Source organism: Rhodohalobacter mucosus (assembly GCF_003150675.1).
Lineage (GTDB): Bacteria > Bacteroidota > Rhodothermia > Balneolales > Balneolaceae > Rhodohalobacter > Rhodohalobacter mucosus.
Window position 1 is genome coordinate 136,404 of sequence record NZ_QGGB01000001.1, and the last position, 14,873, is coordinate 151,276.

Annotated in this window: 15 protein-coding genes; 3 read left to right on the forward strand and 12 right to left on the reverse strand. The window is 48.2% G+C overall.

The window, feature by feature from the left end; translation table 11 throughout:
- Nucleotides 1-88: 88 nt before the first annotated feature.
- The gene (locus DDZ15_RS00515; RefSeq protein WP_109643779.1) at nt 89-2,797 is read left to right on the forward strand and encodes a PQQ-binding-like beta-propeller repeat protein; all 2,709 of its coding nucleotides are present in this window, start codon (nt 89-91) and stop codon (nt 2,795-2,797) included.
- Between the two features lie 48 nt (nt 2,798-2,845).
- On the opposite strand, the gene DDZ15_RS00520 is transcribed toward DDZ15_RS00515, so the two are convergent.
- From DDZ15_RS00520 to DDZ15_RS00570, 11 genes are all read right to left on the reverse strand, one after another.
- Nucleotides 2,846-3,748: a TIGR01777 family oxidoreductase gene (locus DDZ15_RS00520; protein WP_109643780.1), complete on the reverse strand. Its 903-nt coding sequence runs from the start codon at nt 3,746-3,748 to the stop codon at nt 2,846-2,848.
- Nucleotides 3,749-3,884: 136 nt separating this feature from the next.
- Nucleotides 3,885-4,688: a phosphatidate cytidylyltransferase gene (locus DDZ15_RS00525; RefSeq protein ID WP_158278568.1), complete on the reverse strand. Its 804-nt coding sequence runs from the start codon at nt 4,686-4,688 to the stop codon at nt 3,885-3,887.
- Nucleotides 4,685-5,005, reverse strand: a complete 321-nt coding sequence (locus DDZ15_RS00530; protein WP_109643784.1) for a hypothetical protein — start codon at nt 5,003-5,005, stop codon at nt 4,685-4,687. The genes DDZ15_RS00525 and DDZ15_RS00530 overlap by 4 nt, the downstream gene beginning before the upstream one ends.
- 7 nt (nt 5,006-5,012) lie before the next feature.
- Complete coding sequence (locus tag DDZ15_RS00535) at nt 5,013-5,945, reverse strand: CPBP family intramembrane glutamic endopeptidase (RefSeq protein ID WP_109643786.1); 933 nt, start codon at nt 5,943-5,945, stop codon at nt 5,013-5,015.
- A 10-nt stretch (nt 5,946-5,955) separates the two neighbouring features.
- A complete protein-coding gene (locus DDZ15_RS00540) occupies nt 5,956-6,549 on the reverse strand; it encodes a DUF4199 domain-containing protein (RefSeq protein ID WP_109643788.1) in 594 nt (197 codons plus the stop codon).
- Nucleotides 6,550-6,560: 11 nt separating this feature from the next.
- Nucleotides 6,561-7,010, reverse strand: coding sequence for a DUF2085 domain-containing protein (locus DDZ15_RS00545; RefSeq protein ID WP_109643790.1), 450 nt, complete (start codon nt 7,008-7,010; stop codon nt 6,561-6,563).
- 195 nt (nt 7,011-7,205) lie between these two features.
- Nucleotides 7,206-8,168 (reverse strand): acetyl-CoA carboxylase carboxyltransferase subunit alpha, encoded by a 963-nt coding sequence (locus DDZ15_RS00550; protein WP_109643791.1) that lies wholly within the window; start codon nt 8,166-8,168, stop codon nt 7,206-7,208.
- Nucleotides 8,169-8,237: 69 nt separating this feature from the next.
- Nucleotides 8,238-8,573 carry a gliding motility protein GldC gene (gldC, locus tag DDZ15_RS00555; protein WP_109643793.1) on the reverse strand — a complete coding sequence of 112 codons (336 nt, stop codon included), beginning with the start codon at nt 8,571-8,573 and terminating at the stop codon, nt 8,238-8,240.
- Nucleotides 8,566-9,588, reverse strand: a complete 1,023-nt coding sequence (locus DDZ15_RS00560) for an RluA family pseudouridine synthase (protein WP_109643795.1) — start codon at nt 9,586-9,588, stop codon at nt 8,566-8,568. The genes gldC and DDZ15_RS00560 overlap by 8 nt, the downstream gene beginning before the upstream one ends.
- Nucleotides 9,589-9,829: 241 nt before the next feature.
- A complete protein-coding gene (locus tag DDZ15_RS00565) occupies nt 9,830-11,083 on the reverse strand; it encodes a S1C family serine protease (protein ID WP_242978807.1) in 1,254 nt (417 codons plus the stop codon).
- Nucleotides 11,061-12,053 (reverse strand): DHH family phosphoesterase, encoded by a 993-nt coding sequence (locus tag DDZ15_RS00570; RefSeq protein ID WP_109643797.1) that lies wholly within the window; start codon nt 12,051-12,053, stop codon nt 11,061-11,063. The genes DDZ15_RS00565 and DDZ15_RS00570 overlap by 23 nt, the downstream gene beginning before the upstream one ends.
- A gap of 133 nt (nt 12,054-12,186) precedes the next feature.
- Between DDZ15_RS00570 and DDZ15_RS00575 the strand changes: the two genes are divergently transcribed.
- Together DDZ15_RS00575 and DDZ15_RS00580 are read left to right on the forward strand one after the other, a co-directional pair.
- A complete protein-coding gene (locus DDZ15_RS00575) occupies nt 12,187-12,816 on the forward strand; it encodes a thiamine diphosphokinase (protein WP_109643799.1) in 630 nt (209 codons plus the stop codon).
- The gene (locus DDZ15_RS00580; protein WP_109643801.1) at nt 12,813-14,204 is read left to right on the forward strand and encodes a sodium:solute symporter family protein; all 1,392 of its coding nucleotides are present in this window, start codon (nt 12,813-12,815) and stop codon (nt 14,202-14,204) included. The genes DDZ15_RS00575 and DDZ15_RS00580 overlap by 4 nt, the downstream gene beginning before the upstream one ends.
- A 258-nt stretch (nt 14,205-14,462) precedes the next feature.
- Here the strand turns inward: DDZ15_RS00580 and DDZ15_RS00585 are convergent, their stop codons facing one another.
- Nucleotides 14,463-14,870, reverse strand: coding sequence for a DUF1761 domain-containing protein (locus tag DDZ15_RS00585; protein ID WP_109643803.1), 408 nt, complete (start codon nt 14,868-14,870; stop codon nt 14,463-14,465).
- Nucleotides 14,871-14,873 lie beyond the last annotated feature (3 nt).

Sequence of the window (14,873 nt, forward strand, 5' to 3'; positions counted from 1 at the left end):
GGCTGTTACCTGCAAGGAACAAAATTGCCCGGAAAGGTTAAGCTATGGTAATAACCCTTTCTGAACAAACATATTATCCTGTGTATCTGTGATTAGATCCCATCAACGGCTGCTGCCGGTTTTTTTCGTCTTTATTGTTTTGCTCCTGATTACGGGCTGCCGATCCGGCGACCCCGGACACTGGTCTGAATTTGTGCCGGGCGAAACACCTTTTCTTATTGTTCCGCAGGAAAATACCGGCCTTTCCGAAGCCCTATCCGCGAATTATATGCCTCTTTTTGACGATCTTACACCGTCTGCCGTACAGATGATATCTTCACTTACGGCTGAGAATCAATACCAGATTACTGTTAATGCACTGCTGCTGTATCCTGAAACTTCAAACAACTGGCAGCCTGTCTGGGTCACTACGCCGCGCGAGGCTGTAATGGAAGGACTTACCGGCAGGTATCAACAGCCTTTTAATCAAAATCGGTATCATTTCAACGGATATACCATTGAGAAGCTGCTGATTTCGGACAGAACCGTTTTTGCACTTGAGCTGAGCCCTTACCTCATTTTTTCAGAATCGAGCCTGAGCCTTGAAGCTATTCTAAGAACGCTGAACGGCCAGAACAGTGCTGTAAAGCTGGAAGCAGATCAGATTGAACCCGGCCGGTTTATTATAAATATGGAAAGTGTTGAACACTGGGTGCAACAGGTAGCCCAGGTTTCATACCGGCCCTACCTGTTAGATCTCTTTGACGGGGCAGGTCCGCTCTCTCTCTCTTTCAGTACACCGGAAGAAGAAGAAGGTGAATCGCTGAACTGGCAGCTTACAGGCGAGATGGTCGTCGACTCGATCGGCAGCACCCCGCTTCGTGCAATCAGTTCCATTTCTGAAGAATTTACACTCGACAGATACATCTCGGTTAACACATCGGGGTTCAGCATATTGAGACTGGAACCAAGGGCGGTCCCGATTACGGGTCTGGATGCCGCCAATGAAACAGACAGGTATATCCGGGATAACCCGGAAATATGGAGCCTGATCGCATCTCAGCTTGAAAGTGAACTCGCATTTGCCACATTTGCCGAGTCGGGAGCTTCAAGCAGCAGCGAGTACATGTTTTACCGTAAAACTTCCGGCAATGCCAGTATCCGCGATGCACTGAACAGGCTCGAGCAGGAAGGGCTCGCAGTTCGTGACGGCAACACATACCAGGTAAACAGCCGCTGGCTTTCCATTCTGTTCGGTTCAGAATTGAGTGCAATGAGCGATTTTTACGTCACACTTTACCGTGATGTGGCGGCGCTTTCTCTTCGCAAAGGTCTTTCTCAAAGCGTTATACCTGATGCGCAGAGGCGACGGGTGGTGTATTATGATGACGACTACATTGAAATCCGGGAGGCCCTGCCCGATAACCTCAGCTTTGTTTTTTATCTCAACACCCCCCGCTTTATCAGGTACATACAACCCTGGCTGAATCCACAGCACAATATCAATACTCTTCTTTCCGAATTGGACCAATTTGTAATCAGCGGAGAGCGCTCGTCAACCGAACAACCACTGAGCGTTACGTTCAGCTCATTCGAGTTACAGGATTCTGAGCAGCCGTACCGTGAAAACTGGATCTTTCCGCTTCAGGGTTCTGAACTTACCGGTAAACCTGTATTGGCAAATATTACAGCCGGTGAGCGTAATGAGATTGTATTCTCCACACTCGACGGCCAAGTGATTGCACTTGCAGCCGATGGTACGTCTGTACTGGAAGTATCGACGGGCGGAGACGAACCGACAGGTTCACCTGTTGTGTACGACTGGTATGGAAATAATCAGCGGGTGGTTATGCAGGCAGCCGGGAACCGGATTTATGCCTGGAATTCAAACGGCAACCTGCTGCCCAACTTTCCCGTGTCGCTGGCTGAAAACATTACAACGCCACTTACGGTGATGGATGTGACGCGTAACGGCGTGGCAGAGATCATTGTGGGTACATCCGACAGGAGGATACATATTCTGAACAGCCGCGGAGCGCCTCTTGAAGGGTGGCCTCAAAGCACCAATACCGTTGTTAACGGATCGCCTTTGATTACCGAAATTGAGGATGAATGGTCGCTGTTTACATTTGCAGAAAATACACTGCACGCATGGAACATCAACAGTGCCCGCCGCCAGGGATTTCCCGTCTTTCTGCCAACGCAAATGGCCGGAAATCCTGCCCGGTACAACAATACCATTTTAGGTTCGGGGCTTGACGGAAACCTGTATAGTGTTGGATTGCAGCCGTTCTTTTCCGATTCACTTGCCTCTTCTCACAATACGGATTCACTGCAGGTACAGTCTGTTCAAATAACGAACAGCAGCCTCAACTCCACACCTCAGGTTCACAGTATTTTACTCAGGGATGAAGAAGAGGGATTTATCCGTGAAGATCTGATTCTTGTTCAATCTGCAAATGGGTCCTTGTTTCTGTATAACAGTGAAGGTGTGTTGAGGTTTACCGCATCCATGGCACAGCCGGCCTCATCTTCAACTCCCCCCATGATATCCGACCTGGATATGAACGGCAGACAGGACCTGGTTGCAGTGGCAGATTTTGGAAGAATGTATGCCTGGGACCTGCTAAGCGGCGAAAGGTTGTTCGACCTCCCCACAACTGGAATGAGCCATATAGTAATCAGCGACATATCAGAGGATGGTCAGCACGAATTAATAGCAGAAACAAGGGATGGACTGCGCAGCTGGACCATCATACAGACCCGGCGGGAGAGTATGCTTGAATCTTCTACTGCGGCCGAAGAGGAGAATGAGTAAAAATACACGCCGATTTTGAGTGGCTTGATTGATCCGGCATACACCGGGTTACATGATATCGGCCAGCGCAGTTCCCAGGTCATCATACTCAAACTCGAATCCGCTTTTTTGCAATACTTTGGGCTGCACACGCAAGCTGCCTGTAACAGGAACGGCTGCTTCTCCGAGCACAATATCGAGTACAAACTCAGGTACTCTGAAAAATGATGGCCTATTCATTACATCGCCCAGAGTGTCGGCAAATTCATCCATGGTAACCGGTTCGGGTGAGCACGCATTGAGAGCCCCTTCAAGCTCTTCATTTTCCATGGCATAAATCAGAATATGACAAAGATCTTCCATGTGTATCCAAGGCATGTATTGATCTCCGGATCCTACAGGGCCTCCGACAAAAAGTTTAAAAGGCAGTCTCATCTTATCTATCACTCCGCCATTCTTTTCGAGTACAATACCAAACCTTGCAATTACTACCCTCACGCCCAGATCGGATGCAAGTTCGGCTTCTTTTTCCCAGTCAATGCAAAGGTTGGCAAGAAAATCATCACCCGGCTCACTCTCCTCCGTAATTACGTCGTCACCTGAATCTTTGTAATAGTTAACTCCCGATGTTGAGATAAAAACTTCCGGCTTCGATACAGATGCCCTGATCGCATCTACCAGCTTGCGCGTAGTCAGAATTCTGCTGTTATACAGCTTCTCCTTAACCTCGGGTGTCCAGCGCTGTCCGAACAGATTTTCACCTGCCATATTAATGACCACATCAATCGAACCCATAACGGATGTAAGATCATCCCAGGGTATAAATTTCTGATTTTTCGCTTCCTCGTTTTTGTGGGCTTCGGGCGAGCGTGTAACTATGGTGATATAGTGCCCGTCTCTCATTAGAATTTCACTCAAATGAGTACCAATAAATCCGGTTCCCCCGGTGATAAGAATTTGTTTTGAGTCCATGTCTGATTGTTTATTCCCGGTTCGTTGTGATCAAATATCCTAACAAGTGCCCGAACTCTCGTGTCCGCGTAACCGTCCCGCGAGATCTTAACACCCTGTTCTAAGAACAGATTGTGCAGAATAATCAGTCCGGCAGTCAGTGCATAAACATCCTGTACAGAAAGTAAACAAAAGGAGCGCTCAGAATCAGTGAATCAAACCGATCGAAGAGGCCACCGTGCCCCGGAAGCAGCGACGACGAGTCTTTTACATCTGCAATGCGTTTCAGCCTGCTGGCCGTTACGTCACCCAAGGGTCCCATTGTACTTACAATGATGATGGCCGGGATGGCGGCTACAGCCGCTACTGGAAACGTATCTGATATGAACCACGTAATTGTGAAGCCAAGTGCCGCACCCAAAAAACCGAAAGCAAATCCTTCCCAGGTTTTATTGGGACTACTAACCGGTGCAAGCTTGTTTTTGCCAAATTTTCTCCCTCCGAAGTACGCCAGCATGTCATTTCCCCAAATCATCAGAAGCAGTGACAATGTTAGCCAGAAGCCCTCCGTATTCGTGCCCAGCTGACGAAGTTCAATCAGCATATAAAAGCCAAAGGGTGCGTACACCCCGGTTAATAACGTTGAAAACCAGCGCCGTGCCCACTCATCTTTTTTGCTGATCCATGCCCATAACGTTGCCGCAATCACCATACCGGCGGCAGGATACAATATCCATGGCGGCAACAGTTCACCCCTCCAGATCATCAGGGTAATTATCAGGGAGATCGGAAAAAGATCGGAATAGGGAGTTCGCTGTGTAAGCCTGTGCACCTCCCAGACCGTCAGCAGTGCAATGGCAAAAATCAGAGTCTGAAATGCGTTTCCGCCAAGCCATGTAATCCACAGGAAGAAAGCTGCAGCCGGGACGGCAAAGAGTATGCGCTTGGTCAGCTCACTCACGGTGTACCCCGATCCTCTATACCGGGATCCGATTCGCCGCTATCCTCACCCGGCACATCTTCGTCCATGTCGATCGATTCATCAAGCTCCTCAAGTGCACGCCGTGCTTTTTTTTCAAACTCTTTCGGAACGTAAAGGTAAACCATCGACATTTCACCGAAATTGAGACTGTAGGAGCTGTCTCTTTTTGATAAAATATTGGAGGGTATTTTCAGGTTCGATAAATAACTCCTGGCCAGTTCCACTTCGTACTCCGTACCCCTTTCAAGTACGCAAACCCAGTTATCAATCTTATCCGGTTTGGAATCTCTGAACATATCTTTTCTATCCGCTCTTTTCAGTTGACATGCGAAGCATATATCGTATCAGAACCACCGATAGAATAATGCTGATCACAAGTGACCATATCGGAGGAAGTGATTCCGCACTCATCTCGGCGAATGCCAGTTCCGGGTAGGTAGAACCCAAAAGAACCGCCGCCCCGTTATTGATAAAATGAGCCAGTACCGCAGGCCATATCGAACCGCTAAGCCACGTCATCAGCGCCAGCACAACGCCGATCATTGCCAGAGGGAAAAGGTTGGGCAGCTGCAGATGGAACATTCCGAAAAGAAATCCTGAAACAACAATGCCTGCAATAATACCCCAGCTTCTCTCCAGTGCACGCATTATGTATCCTCTGAACATGATCTCTTCACAGAAAGCGGGTACAACCGCAACATTGAACAGACCAAACAGAAGTATGCCCTCCTGCGTCAGAAATTTTTCGATAATTTCATATTGTGAGATCTGCATATCGAGCATACTTTCAGGCATCGGAATGAGCGAGTTCAGATATCCCAGATAGATAATGGCGGGTTGTATGGCCACAATCAGCAGGGAGCCCAGCCCAAGGTAAAGAGGTGTTTTTTCCGTCCAGGATAGCCTCAGAAAATGCCCGGATTGCTCATTGCCAAGATGGAGCCGGACAATCAGGAACGTGGCAAGGCCGATAATCAGAATCTGGCCGGTGGAATTGCCAATAAAAAGCAGGTCCAGCCGCGACATGAGCAGAGTCTGAACATCCGATGTGTCAACCGACTGAAGGTCGCCCGACACAAGCAGTAGTCCCACAAGCACGAAACCGGCTATGGCCTGAAACAAAACCCACGCTAAAACCAGCCATATTCCTGCTATGGCCCAGTCGGCAAACCCGTTCTTTTCGGCCCACGAACGGACCGAGTCCATCGATGACGGTTCTTCAAATTGATTCATCATAAAAGAGTGCTTAAAACGACTCGTCCTCCTTCTTGCCAAATATTTTGGCACCGATCATTCCGGATATGAGATTCAATAAACCGGTAACGGGAATACCCCAAAAGAGCTGCTGCGTTAGTGATTGTGAGGAACGAACGCTTTCTGCCATAGTGTCGATCATGTCGTCCCGGGTGGATGAAGGCATGTCCATGGCCTCCACGTTGGCAATTGCAGCCTCCACCAGTTTATCGGTGTATTCCGGATCAATAAACGTCCACACTTCATTGAGCACCACTGACACGAGTACAATTACTGCGCCGGTTAAAAAACCGACCAAGGCACCCTGACCAAGCTTGATAAAAGGCGACACCTCCTTGGTGTAGTGCCAGACCGCTATTGCGCCGGCCACACATGTTATCAGACAGATAACAACACCGCTGAACATCATGGGAGAAAAGATCGCTCCAGACGGTTCTGCATTTATCTGTCTGTAGCCAAAAAACAGTGACAGAGCAAAACTGATAATGCTGAATATTGCACCTACCAGCACAATCGATTGCCAATAGTCTGAAAAGCCGTTTGCCGGATTTTGGTCTTGACCTGCATCTACATTTGTTTCTTCCATGGTTAATTGCGTTATGTTGGTGGTTGTGTATAAAACATGCTGGCGATATTCAGCGGTCCTGAAAAACCTAAAATAAATCCCAGTAAAAATCTTGATTCATTTGTATTGGTCCACCAGCCGGATAAATTCCCCAAATAGTCAATTATTTGAATAACTACGGCTATGATCAACAATCTAAACAGCCATTTGCTGTTCCGCATATCCGAAGACAGCAAAGTAATTGTAATCCACCCGCCCAAAAGACCCGTAAATATTCCAAAACATCTTGAATTTACAGCCATGGGCATTTCATTCAAAAAAAAGGTGCGTTCCGGTATCTGGTGGCAGATTCCGTAAAAAAGCCTTTCAGTCCAGTGGAATCCGATACTGCTGTCACCACCCCACATTCCTTTTCCCAATGCAGCCAGCACAAGCGCAATCAGGGATACAAGTAATCCAACATAGAGTCCCTTATTGATCATTGCTGAGGCAGTAAGTCTTTCTTTCAGGTTTCTACCTGTTCAAAACGTGCGTTTTGAACAATTTCCCTCTCCGGACAACTGAATGTCCTGTTTTATTACGAATATGCACATCAGAGGTTACAGACGCCCGGGCTGTTTGAACCCATTCAGCCATTTCTCAGATTCTGCGGGCGGGGTTTTCTTCAACGGATGGATTCAGGATGTTTTGCCTGCCGTTTCCCAAACACCCATAGATGAATATTTATCAATTCTGTGATCAACCAATTTATCAGGTTTCATCTTTGCAAGCTTTTTAAGGCTTTTCAGAATTTGTTTCTTGACAGCATCTGCAGATGCCCTGTGATCGCGATGAGCACCGCCCAGCGGTTCCGGAATGATGCCGTCTATAATCTTGAGCTCCAGCAGATCTTTTGCCGTCAGCTTCAGTGCCGAGGCAGCCTGCTCTTTATACTCCCACGTTTTCCACAAAATAGAGGAGCATGATTCGGGCGCGATCACCGAATACCATGTATTTTCCATCATATACACATCATTACCCATGCCTATTCCGATAGCGCCGCCACTGGCCCCTTCGCCGATAACAACGGTTATGATCGGCACTTCAAGTACGGCCATTAACTTCAGGTTTCTGGCAATGGCCTCTGCCTGACCGCGCTCTTCCGCTTCCAGACCGGGATAGGCACCGGGAGTATCAAGCAGCGTTAAAACGGGTAGATTAAATTTTTCAGCCATTTCCATGAGGCGGTGCGCCTTTCGGTACCCCTCAGGATTGGCCATACCAAAATTTCTGTATTGCCTGCTTTTGGTGTCCCTGCCTTTTTGATGGCCGATAACCATTACAGACTGCCCATCAATTGTAGCCAGTCCGCCGACCATCGCCTTGTCGTCGGCATGATAGCGGTCTCCGTACAGTTCGATAAAATCATCGCACATCAGTTCGATATAATCGAGCGTGTAAGGGCGCTCCGGATGCCTTGCCAGCTGCACGCGCTGCCATCTTGTGAGGTTTGAGAAGATGGATTCACGAAGCTGATCCGCCTTTTTTCGCAGCCTTTCTATTTCCGGCTTTAAAACGTCATCACCTACGGAGAGCTCGTTAAGTTCATCAATTTTTTTCTCCAGGTCGGCAATCGGCTGTTCAAAATCGAGGTATTGCATATGAAGTTCTTGGTTTCCGTTGATTTTTTAATATAACAACATTCTTCGGTGCTCTGCAGATGATTTCTGCTATTCGGAGATTTCCATCCGCTCCGCAAAATAATCGCAAAAATCACGCATGTCGCCGCTGATCCGGGGGTCGTTGATCGATTTTTCCAGGGTATCGGCCATGGTTACCAGTGTTTGATGGAAAAAAATCTTCATCTCATCCACCGTCATTTTCTTTGTCCACAGGTCGAGTCGCAGGGTGTCTTTGCGTTCATGGTCCCACAAAGAGAGCAGCATTGCCCTGCAGGTGGCTTCATCATACCCTTCCAGGTCGGTAGCAGACCAGACAATGTTTTCGGGCACATTATTTTCGTCCAGCTCTACTTCAATATTTATTTTCTTGTTCTGATTAGTCATACGTATGTGTTGGTTTGCAATTGGTTCGAAGCGCGTCAAGTACTTCCTGAAAGTCGGCTGGCAATGTGGAGTCAAACGTCACCTTTTCGCCGGTACCGGGGTGCACAAAGCCCAGCGTCTTGGCATGCAGTGCCTGCCGGTTCAGCAAAGAGAATAAATTTTTAAACATTGATTTTCTGGAACCTGTGCCGGGACCGTACCGGATGGAATTTCCGCCATAGGTGGGATCACCAAATACATAATAGCCTTCGTGCTGCATATGAACCCTGATCTGGTGAGTTCGTCCCGTTTCCAGGCTGATCTCCACCAGGGCCAGATGATCGAACTGCTCAAGTTTTTTAAAATGAGTTACGGCTTTCTTGCCGCGGCCCTCTTCCACCACCGTCATTATTTTCCGGTCCCTTGGAGAGCGGCCGATATTACCCGTAATGGTTCCTTCTTCCGGCGGGTTTCCCCAAACGATTGCCCAATAGGTACGGTCGACGGTTTTATTTGAAAATTGGCTCGCCAGCTTTTGATGGGTCTCCTCATCCTTTGCAACTACAAGAAGTCCGCTTGTATCCTTATCGAGCCGATGGACGATGCCGGGCCTGAGGGTTTTCTGATCTGCTTTCGACAGGTTTTTTCCGGTATGATAAAGCAAGCCGTTCACCAGGGTTCCGGTCCAGTTTCCGTAAGCCGGATGGACCACCATGTCCGCATCTTTATTCACGATCAGCAAATAATCGTCTTCATAAACAATATCCAGAGGCACAGGCTCCGGCTGTGCTTTGGGAGGCGGCGGTTTTGGAAGACTGATTTCAATTGTATCACCCGGCTGCATGATATACGATGACTTTTCATGCTTACCGTTTACAAGTACATATCCGTCCTTAATTGCTTTTTGAACCTTGTTTCGTGTTGCATTTTGAACGAAGGATGTGATGTATTTATCCAGTCGCACATCACTGTGCTGACCGTCGGGCACTTCAAGTAAATATTCTGTTTTATTCTGATTTTCTTTTTCTACCAGCATAGACGCTTATGATACAAAATATCTCAGTTTCATTCGTTTCGAGGGCTCAATTCAAAAAAATGAAAAAATTCTGTAAGGGATCGCTCTTTTTCGGTTCATACATATAAAGGAGAACACGAATTTAACTTTCAAGACAGGTTTACACTTAAAGCCAGAGTGAGAAAACAAGGAATCAAGGGGATACATGAAGATATCAAGGGATGAGCAAGCCGCGGGCAATCATTGTATTGTTCGCGGTTTTCTATTTTGACGCCGATACCTTCTGGCGAAGACTGATATCCGTTTCAAAGAGTTCATACTCCCGTATTAGCTCAACCCGCATGGTATCTCCCACCTCAAAATCCCTGAGAAGAGCCCAAGCGTGCATTTCACTGACTACTCTCTCTTCCCCAATCTTGACAATTACATCACCCGGCATGATACCGCTATCAAATGCGGGCCCTCCCCTGTTCACGCCTGTAACCAGGAGTCCATGTACATAGGGAAGACGGTACCTGTAAATGAGCTGTTCGGTCATGGACGTAAATTCCATACCCGGATCATAATCAAGCATCACCACACCGGTTGTCAGCAGCTGGTTGATAATGCGCTCTATCCGGTTGCTTGGTATGGCAAAGCTGAGCCCAACAAACCCTGCGCTTGTCCCACCCGTATAGATAAATGTGTTCATGCCGATAATATCTCCGCTGCTGTTCAGCAGAGGGCCGCCTGAGTTGCCCCTGTTGATCGCCGCATCGGTCTGGATCATGTCGATATACACCCTGGGGTTGTTGGGATCGGGCCTGAAATCCCTGTTTGTAGCGCTGATTACCCCAACGGTTACTGTTGGATTTCCGTCATCGAACAGCCCGAACGGATTGCCGAGCGCAATGGCCCATTCACCAACAATCACTTCATCCGAATCGGCAAACTCCGTATAGGGCATCGGTTCTTCCGTCTCAATGCGGATCAGGGCGATATCCGTAAGCTCATCTACCCCGATAAGCTCTGCAGGATACGTTTTACCGTCTATGGTCGAAACCATGATTTCAGAAGGGTTTGTACCAACCACATGCTGGTTGGTTACGATCAGTCCGTCTTCGCTGATCAGGAAACCGGACCCCATGCTTGAGTTCTCGCGCGGCATCTGGCCCCCAAAAAAGTAGCGGAAAAATTCATCCTGCGGATTCAGCTGCCGCACAGGCTCGGTAGCCATAATACTGACAACGGATGCGCTCGCGCTTTCAACAGCATTGGTGATGGCGTTACGGCGGCTGTTCTCAATCGAATTGCTAAACTCCCTGGATTCCACTTCCGGATCCGAAGAGATCCCGTTGTCCGACTGATCGATGTTTACTGCAGAGAACGGGAGGTTTCCGGATGCATCTTCCGTCCCGCTTTCAGCTGTACCGCTCCCGGTTTCTTCTGCTCCGCAGCCATAGAGCAATAGCGGTATCAAAAGAATGGTCCCAATAAGGACTCTTTGAAAATGTTCAGGATTCAGCAGGTGTTTCACTTTTTTCTATCAGTTTTTTACCGAATTCAATGGTATCGCGGATTGCTTTCTGCAATGGACCTTCATGCCAGGCTCCCGCAGCTTTTTTGTGGCCGCCTCCGCCGAGTTTGCGCGCCCATACATTTACGTCGACCGCGCTTCTGGAGCGCAAACTCATTTTGATACCCTCATCCTTAAGGTCTTTGAACAGGATGGCAACCTTGACACCGGTAATACTGAGCGGATAACTCACAAAACCGTCCGTGTCTACGTTGGATGTTCCTGTTTCATGAAGCATTTGCTGAGTAACGTGCATCACTGCCACTTGATTATCCAGAAACATTTCAATGGTACCCAATGCCCGGCTCAACAGCTTATACTGGTTGATTGTGCGGTTGGAGTAAATTTTTTCAATAACCTCATTGGGTTTAAAGTCCCCTCTTCGAAGCAGGTCAGCCACTATTTCGACTGTCTCCGGGGTCACACTGTCAAAGTGAAGAGAACCTGTATCGGTAATAATTCCGGTATAGAGAGCTTTGGCCGTAACTTCATCAATTAAACCGATTCCTGATTCCTCATAGAGCCGGTAGATCAGTTCACATGTTGAGGATGCTTCCGGTACCGAAACCGCCTCAATGAAAACATCCTCCGGATCCGGATGGTGATCGATCATAAACATTGGCAGGGCCAGTGAATTATTAAGGTTGCCGATAACACCGAACCTGGAGGGCATATTCCCGTCAACCATGATCAGTGCATCCAAACTTCTCACTTTCTCCTCATCCGGTTTTTCAATCGGATAGAATTCAGCCAGCCAGGTCATGTTCGGGGGTACGTCATCGTCATTAAACGCATGTGCAGTCCACCCGTTGGCCTCCAGCCAGCGACAAAGCGCCACCTGCGATCCGATACAGTCTCCATCGGGCCTTACATGAGAAAAAACCCCAATTGATTTGTAATTTTGGAGCGAGTTAATGAATTCTTTAAACATATATTCTGTATGATTCTGACGTATACCTAACGATACGATGAATTGTTGAAGATGACCGTTTTGTTATCGCTTCGCAAGAAAAATAAAAGGTAAGAAATCAACCTGTGACGAACCCGCTTAATCCTGTTCTATTATGAATGCCGTGATTCTATGCGACGGTACGCCGCCCGCTGCTGATGTACTGAACCGCTTCCTCGACAATGCCTTTCTCTTTATTGCAGCTGATGGCGGAGCTCTCACCGCACGTTCCATGGGGCTTCATCCGGATGTCATTATTGGTGATTTTGACAGTTTCATACCCAACGGGGATGAGCCGGGCGAAATCATCACAGATCCTGATCAGGAAACCAACGATCTTGAAAAAGCCCTCGCCTATGCAATTGGTAAAGGTGCGGTTTCCGCCACCGTATTTGGCGCCACCGGCAAAAGGCTCGACCACACGCTGAAAAACCTTTCCGTACTGAAGCAATTCGACCACAAATTTGAGAGCCTCACCTTCAGAGACCGCTATGCCGATATTTTCCTGGTCCATTCACCCTATCAGGCCGAGCTGCCCATTCATACATCCGTATCGCTCTTTCCGCTCTCGGGCAGGGTTACCGGTATTACCACCCGGGGGTTCAGATACCCTCTCAACAATGAAGATCTTGAGAACGGCATACGTGATGGCACGTCAAATGAAACCATCAAAAACAGAGTCGAAATTGAATTCGAAAAGGGAGACCTTCTGATGTTCATCAATCATAAAACCGAAGAAGCGTGACGGCTGAATTTTCCACATTAGACTGGCTTATTGTTTCCGCCTATTTTCTGTTTCTGATCTGGCTGAGCTGGAAAAAAGGGTGGCAGTCCGACACAGAGGAAGACTTTCTTCTGAGTGGCAGAAAGGTTACCCTCCCGGCATTCGTGGCAACGCTTGTTTCGACGTGGTACGGCGGTATATTGGGCGTTGGGGAGTGGAGCTATCAATTCGGAATCTCTCAATGGCTCATATTGGGAGCCCCGTTTTACCTTTTTTCTGCACTTTTTGCTGTATTTCTGGCCGGTAAGATCCGGCTCAACAAAGCCCTCACCATACCCGAGGCAATCAGCAACCGTTACAGCAAACGGGCCGGTAGGCTCAGTGCCCTTCCCATATTCATCCTTGTGAGTCCGGCACCCTATATTCTCATGCTCGGGCTGCTTTTCCAGTTTCTGGCAGGGGGTGACGCTCCCTTTCTCTTTTATGCCTCACTGGTGGCGCTGTTTTCTGTGCTTTACATTACCGTTGGGGGATTTGGTGCCGTTATTCGTACCGATATGCTCCAGGTTATCCTGATGTTTGCCGGGTTTCTTGTCCTCCTTTTTTTCGCAGCAGGCGAATTTGGCGGGATTGGCCGCGTTTGGAGCGGTGTGTCGGATATTCACCGGGATCTTACCGGGGGCAACACCATTCAATATATCATTGTCTGGTTTTTCATCGCACTATGGACATTTGTGGATCCCAGTTTTCATCAGCGCGCTGCGGCTGCAGAATCTCCCGAAACGGCCAAAAAGGGAATCTTTGTATCGATAGCCTTCTGGATCGCTTTTGATTTTTTGACGGCTTTTTCCGGGCTCTATGCATTTGCCATCCTGGGACCCGGACTTGATCAGCCGGTCATGGCCTATCCGCTTCTGGCCGATCAGATTTTACCCCTCGGGTTCAAAGGGCTCTTTTTTATCTCTTTGCTCGCCACCATTATGTCGACGCTCGACAGCTACCTCTTTATTTCAGGTCAGACTCTCGGACGCGACTATCTGGCCGCCTATTTTCCCCGTACCCGGCCCACGCTGCTGACCCGAATCAGTATCCTGATTTCGGCCCTGCTGGGTATTCTGCTCATTATTATCTATCCGAGCGTAATCGATCTGTGGTATGTGATCGGTTCCGTCTTTATTCCGGGGCTCCTCATACCCGTTCTTGGGATATACCTGAAACCGTTTGCCATCCGGCCCGGATTTGTTTTTCTCTCCATCATCGGATGTACCGCCGTCTCTCTTTTCTGGCTTGTGCTGGGCACCCTCTATCCTTCAGAGGCGGGAGGTTACGCATATCTGGGAATGGAACCCTTCTATCCGGGACTTTTTACCGCTGTTCTGCTCTGGCTGTTCGGACGTGAATCAGCCTGACACAATGAATGAGCCATTATATACAGAATCAGCTGCACATCATTTCAGGAATGCACAGATGGCGGAAATACCTTCATCATTCGAAAGACGAGATGCAAGTCGAACGGGTTCATCTTCAACCCGATGCAGGTAAAGGTTTAACTCATGGGAGGTGCCGGCTGTATATTCGATGCACGGCGAACTTCAGACGGCAAGTACCGGCCCACTCTGAATGAAATGAGACGGGTGTGCCAACACTCCTATAACGGTGCGGAGGTGCTATTTCCAGGCTCCCAATATCAGGCCCATCAGCGTAAAAACCACCGACCAGTACGCTCCGTTTATAACCATATATTTCCATGATTTCCTTTCATACAGACTGTTTACGGCCAGTGCAAGCGCCACCCAGGTGAACCCTGTGAGAAATCCGTAAAAAGCCCCCATCTGCATATCTATTGAAGGATCATTCAGGAACATTGCCAGGCTGTACGCCATAACCAGGATAAAAATGAACGCAAGGCCGAATATTTTAGCCATATTGGCATTTTCAATTTCTTCGTTGGTCAGACCGGTTTCCTTCATCCAGGCCTTACCAAACAGTGCCGGAGAATACCAAAGGCCGCCAATCAGAAATGCTGAAAGTGCTGAAACAATAACAGCCCAAATGTTTACATCTGTACCTTCCATAAC

What these genes read in the sequence shown, in the direction of transcription:
- DDZ15_RS00520 (WP_109643780.1), bottom strand. Translation starts at nt 3,748, where the DNA reads ATGGACTCAAAACAAATTCTTATCACCGGGGGAACCGGATTTATTGGT.
- DDZ15_RS00530 (WP_109643784.1), bottom strand. Translation starts at nt 5,005, where the DNA reads ATGTTCAGAGATTCCAAACCGGATAAGATTGATAACTGGGTTTGCGTA.
- DDZ15_RS00535 (WP_109643786.1), bottom strand. Translation starts at nt 5,945, where the DNA reads ATGATGAATCAATTTGAAGAACCGTCATCGATGGACTCGGTCCGTTCG.
- DDZ15_RS00540 (WP_109643788.1), bottom strand. Translation starts at nt 6,549, where the DNA reads ATGGAAGAAACAAATGTAGATGCAGGTCAAGACCAAAATCCGGCAAAC.
- DDZ15_RS00545 (WP_109643790.1), bottom strand. Translation starts at nt 7,010, where the DNA reads ATGATCAATAAGGGACTCTATGTTGGATTACTTGTATCCCTGATTGCG.
- DDZ15_RS00550 (WP_109643791.1), bottom strand. Translation starts at nt 8,168, where the DNA reads ATGCAATACCTCGATTTTGAACAGCCGATTGCCGACCTGGAGAAAAAA.
- gldC (WP_109643793.1), bottom strand. Translation starts at nt 8,573, where the DNA reads ATGACTAATCAGAACAAGAAAATAAATATTGAAGTAGAGCTGGACGAA.
- DDZ15_RS00560 (WP_109643795.1), bottom strand. Translation starts at nt 9,588, where the DNA reads ATGCTGGTAGAAAAAGAAAATCAGAATAAAACAGAATATTTACTTGAA.
- DDZ15_RS00570 (WP_109643797.1), bottom strand. Translation starts at nt 12,053, where the DNA reads ATGTTTAAAGAATTCATTAACTCGCTCCAAAATTACAAATCAATTGGG.
- DDZ15_RS00575 (WP_109643799.1), top strand. Translation starts at nt 12,187, where the DNA reads ATGAATGCCGTGATTCTATGCGACGGTACGCCGCCCGCTGCTGATGTA.
- DDZ15_RS00585 (WP_109643803.1), bottom strand. Translation starts at nt 14,870, where the DNA reads ATGGAAGGTACAGATGTAAACATTTGGGCTGTTATTGTTTCAGCACTT.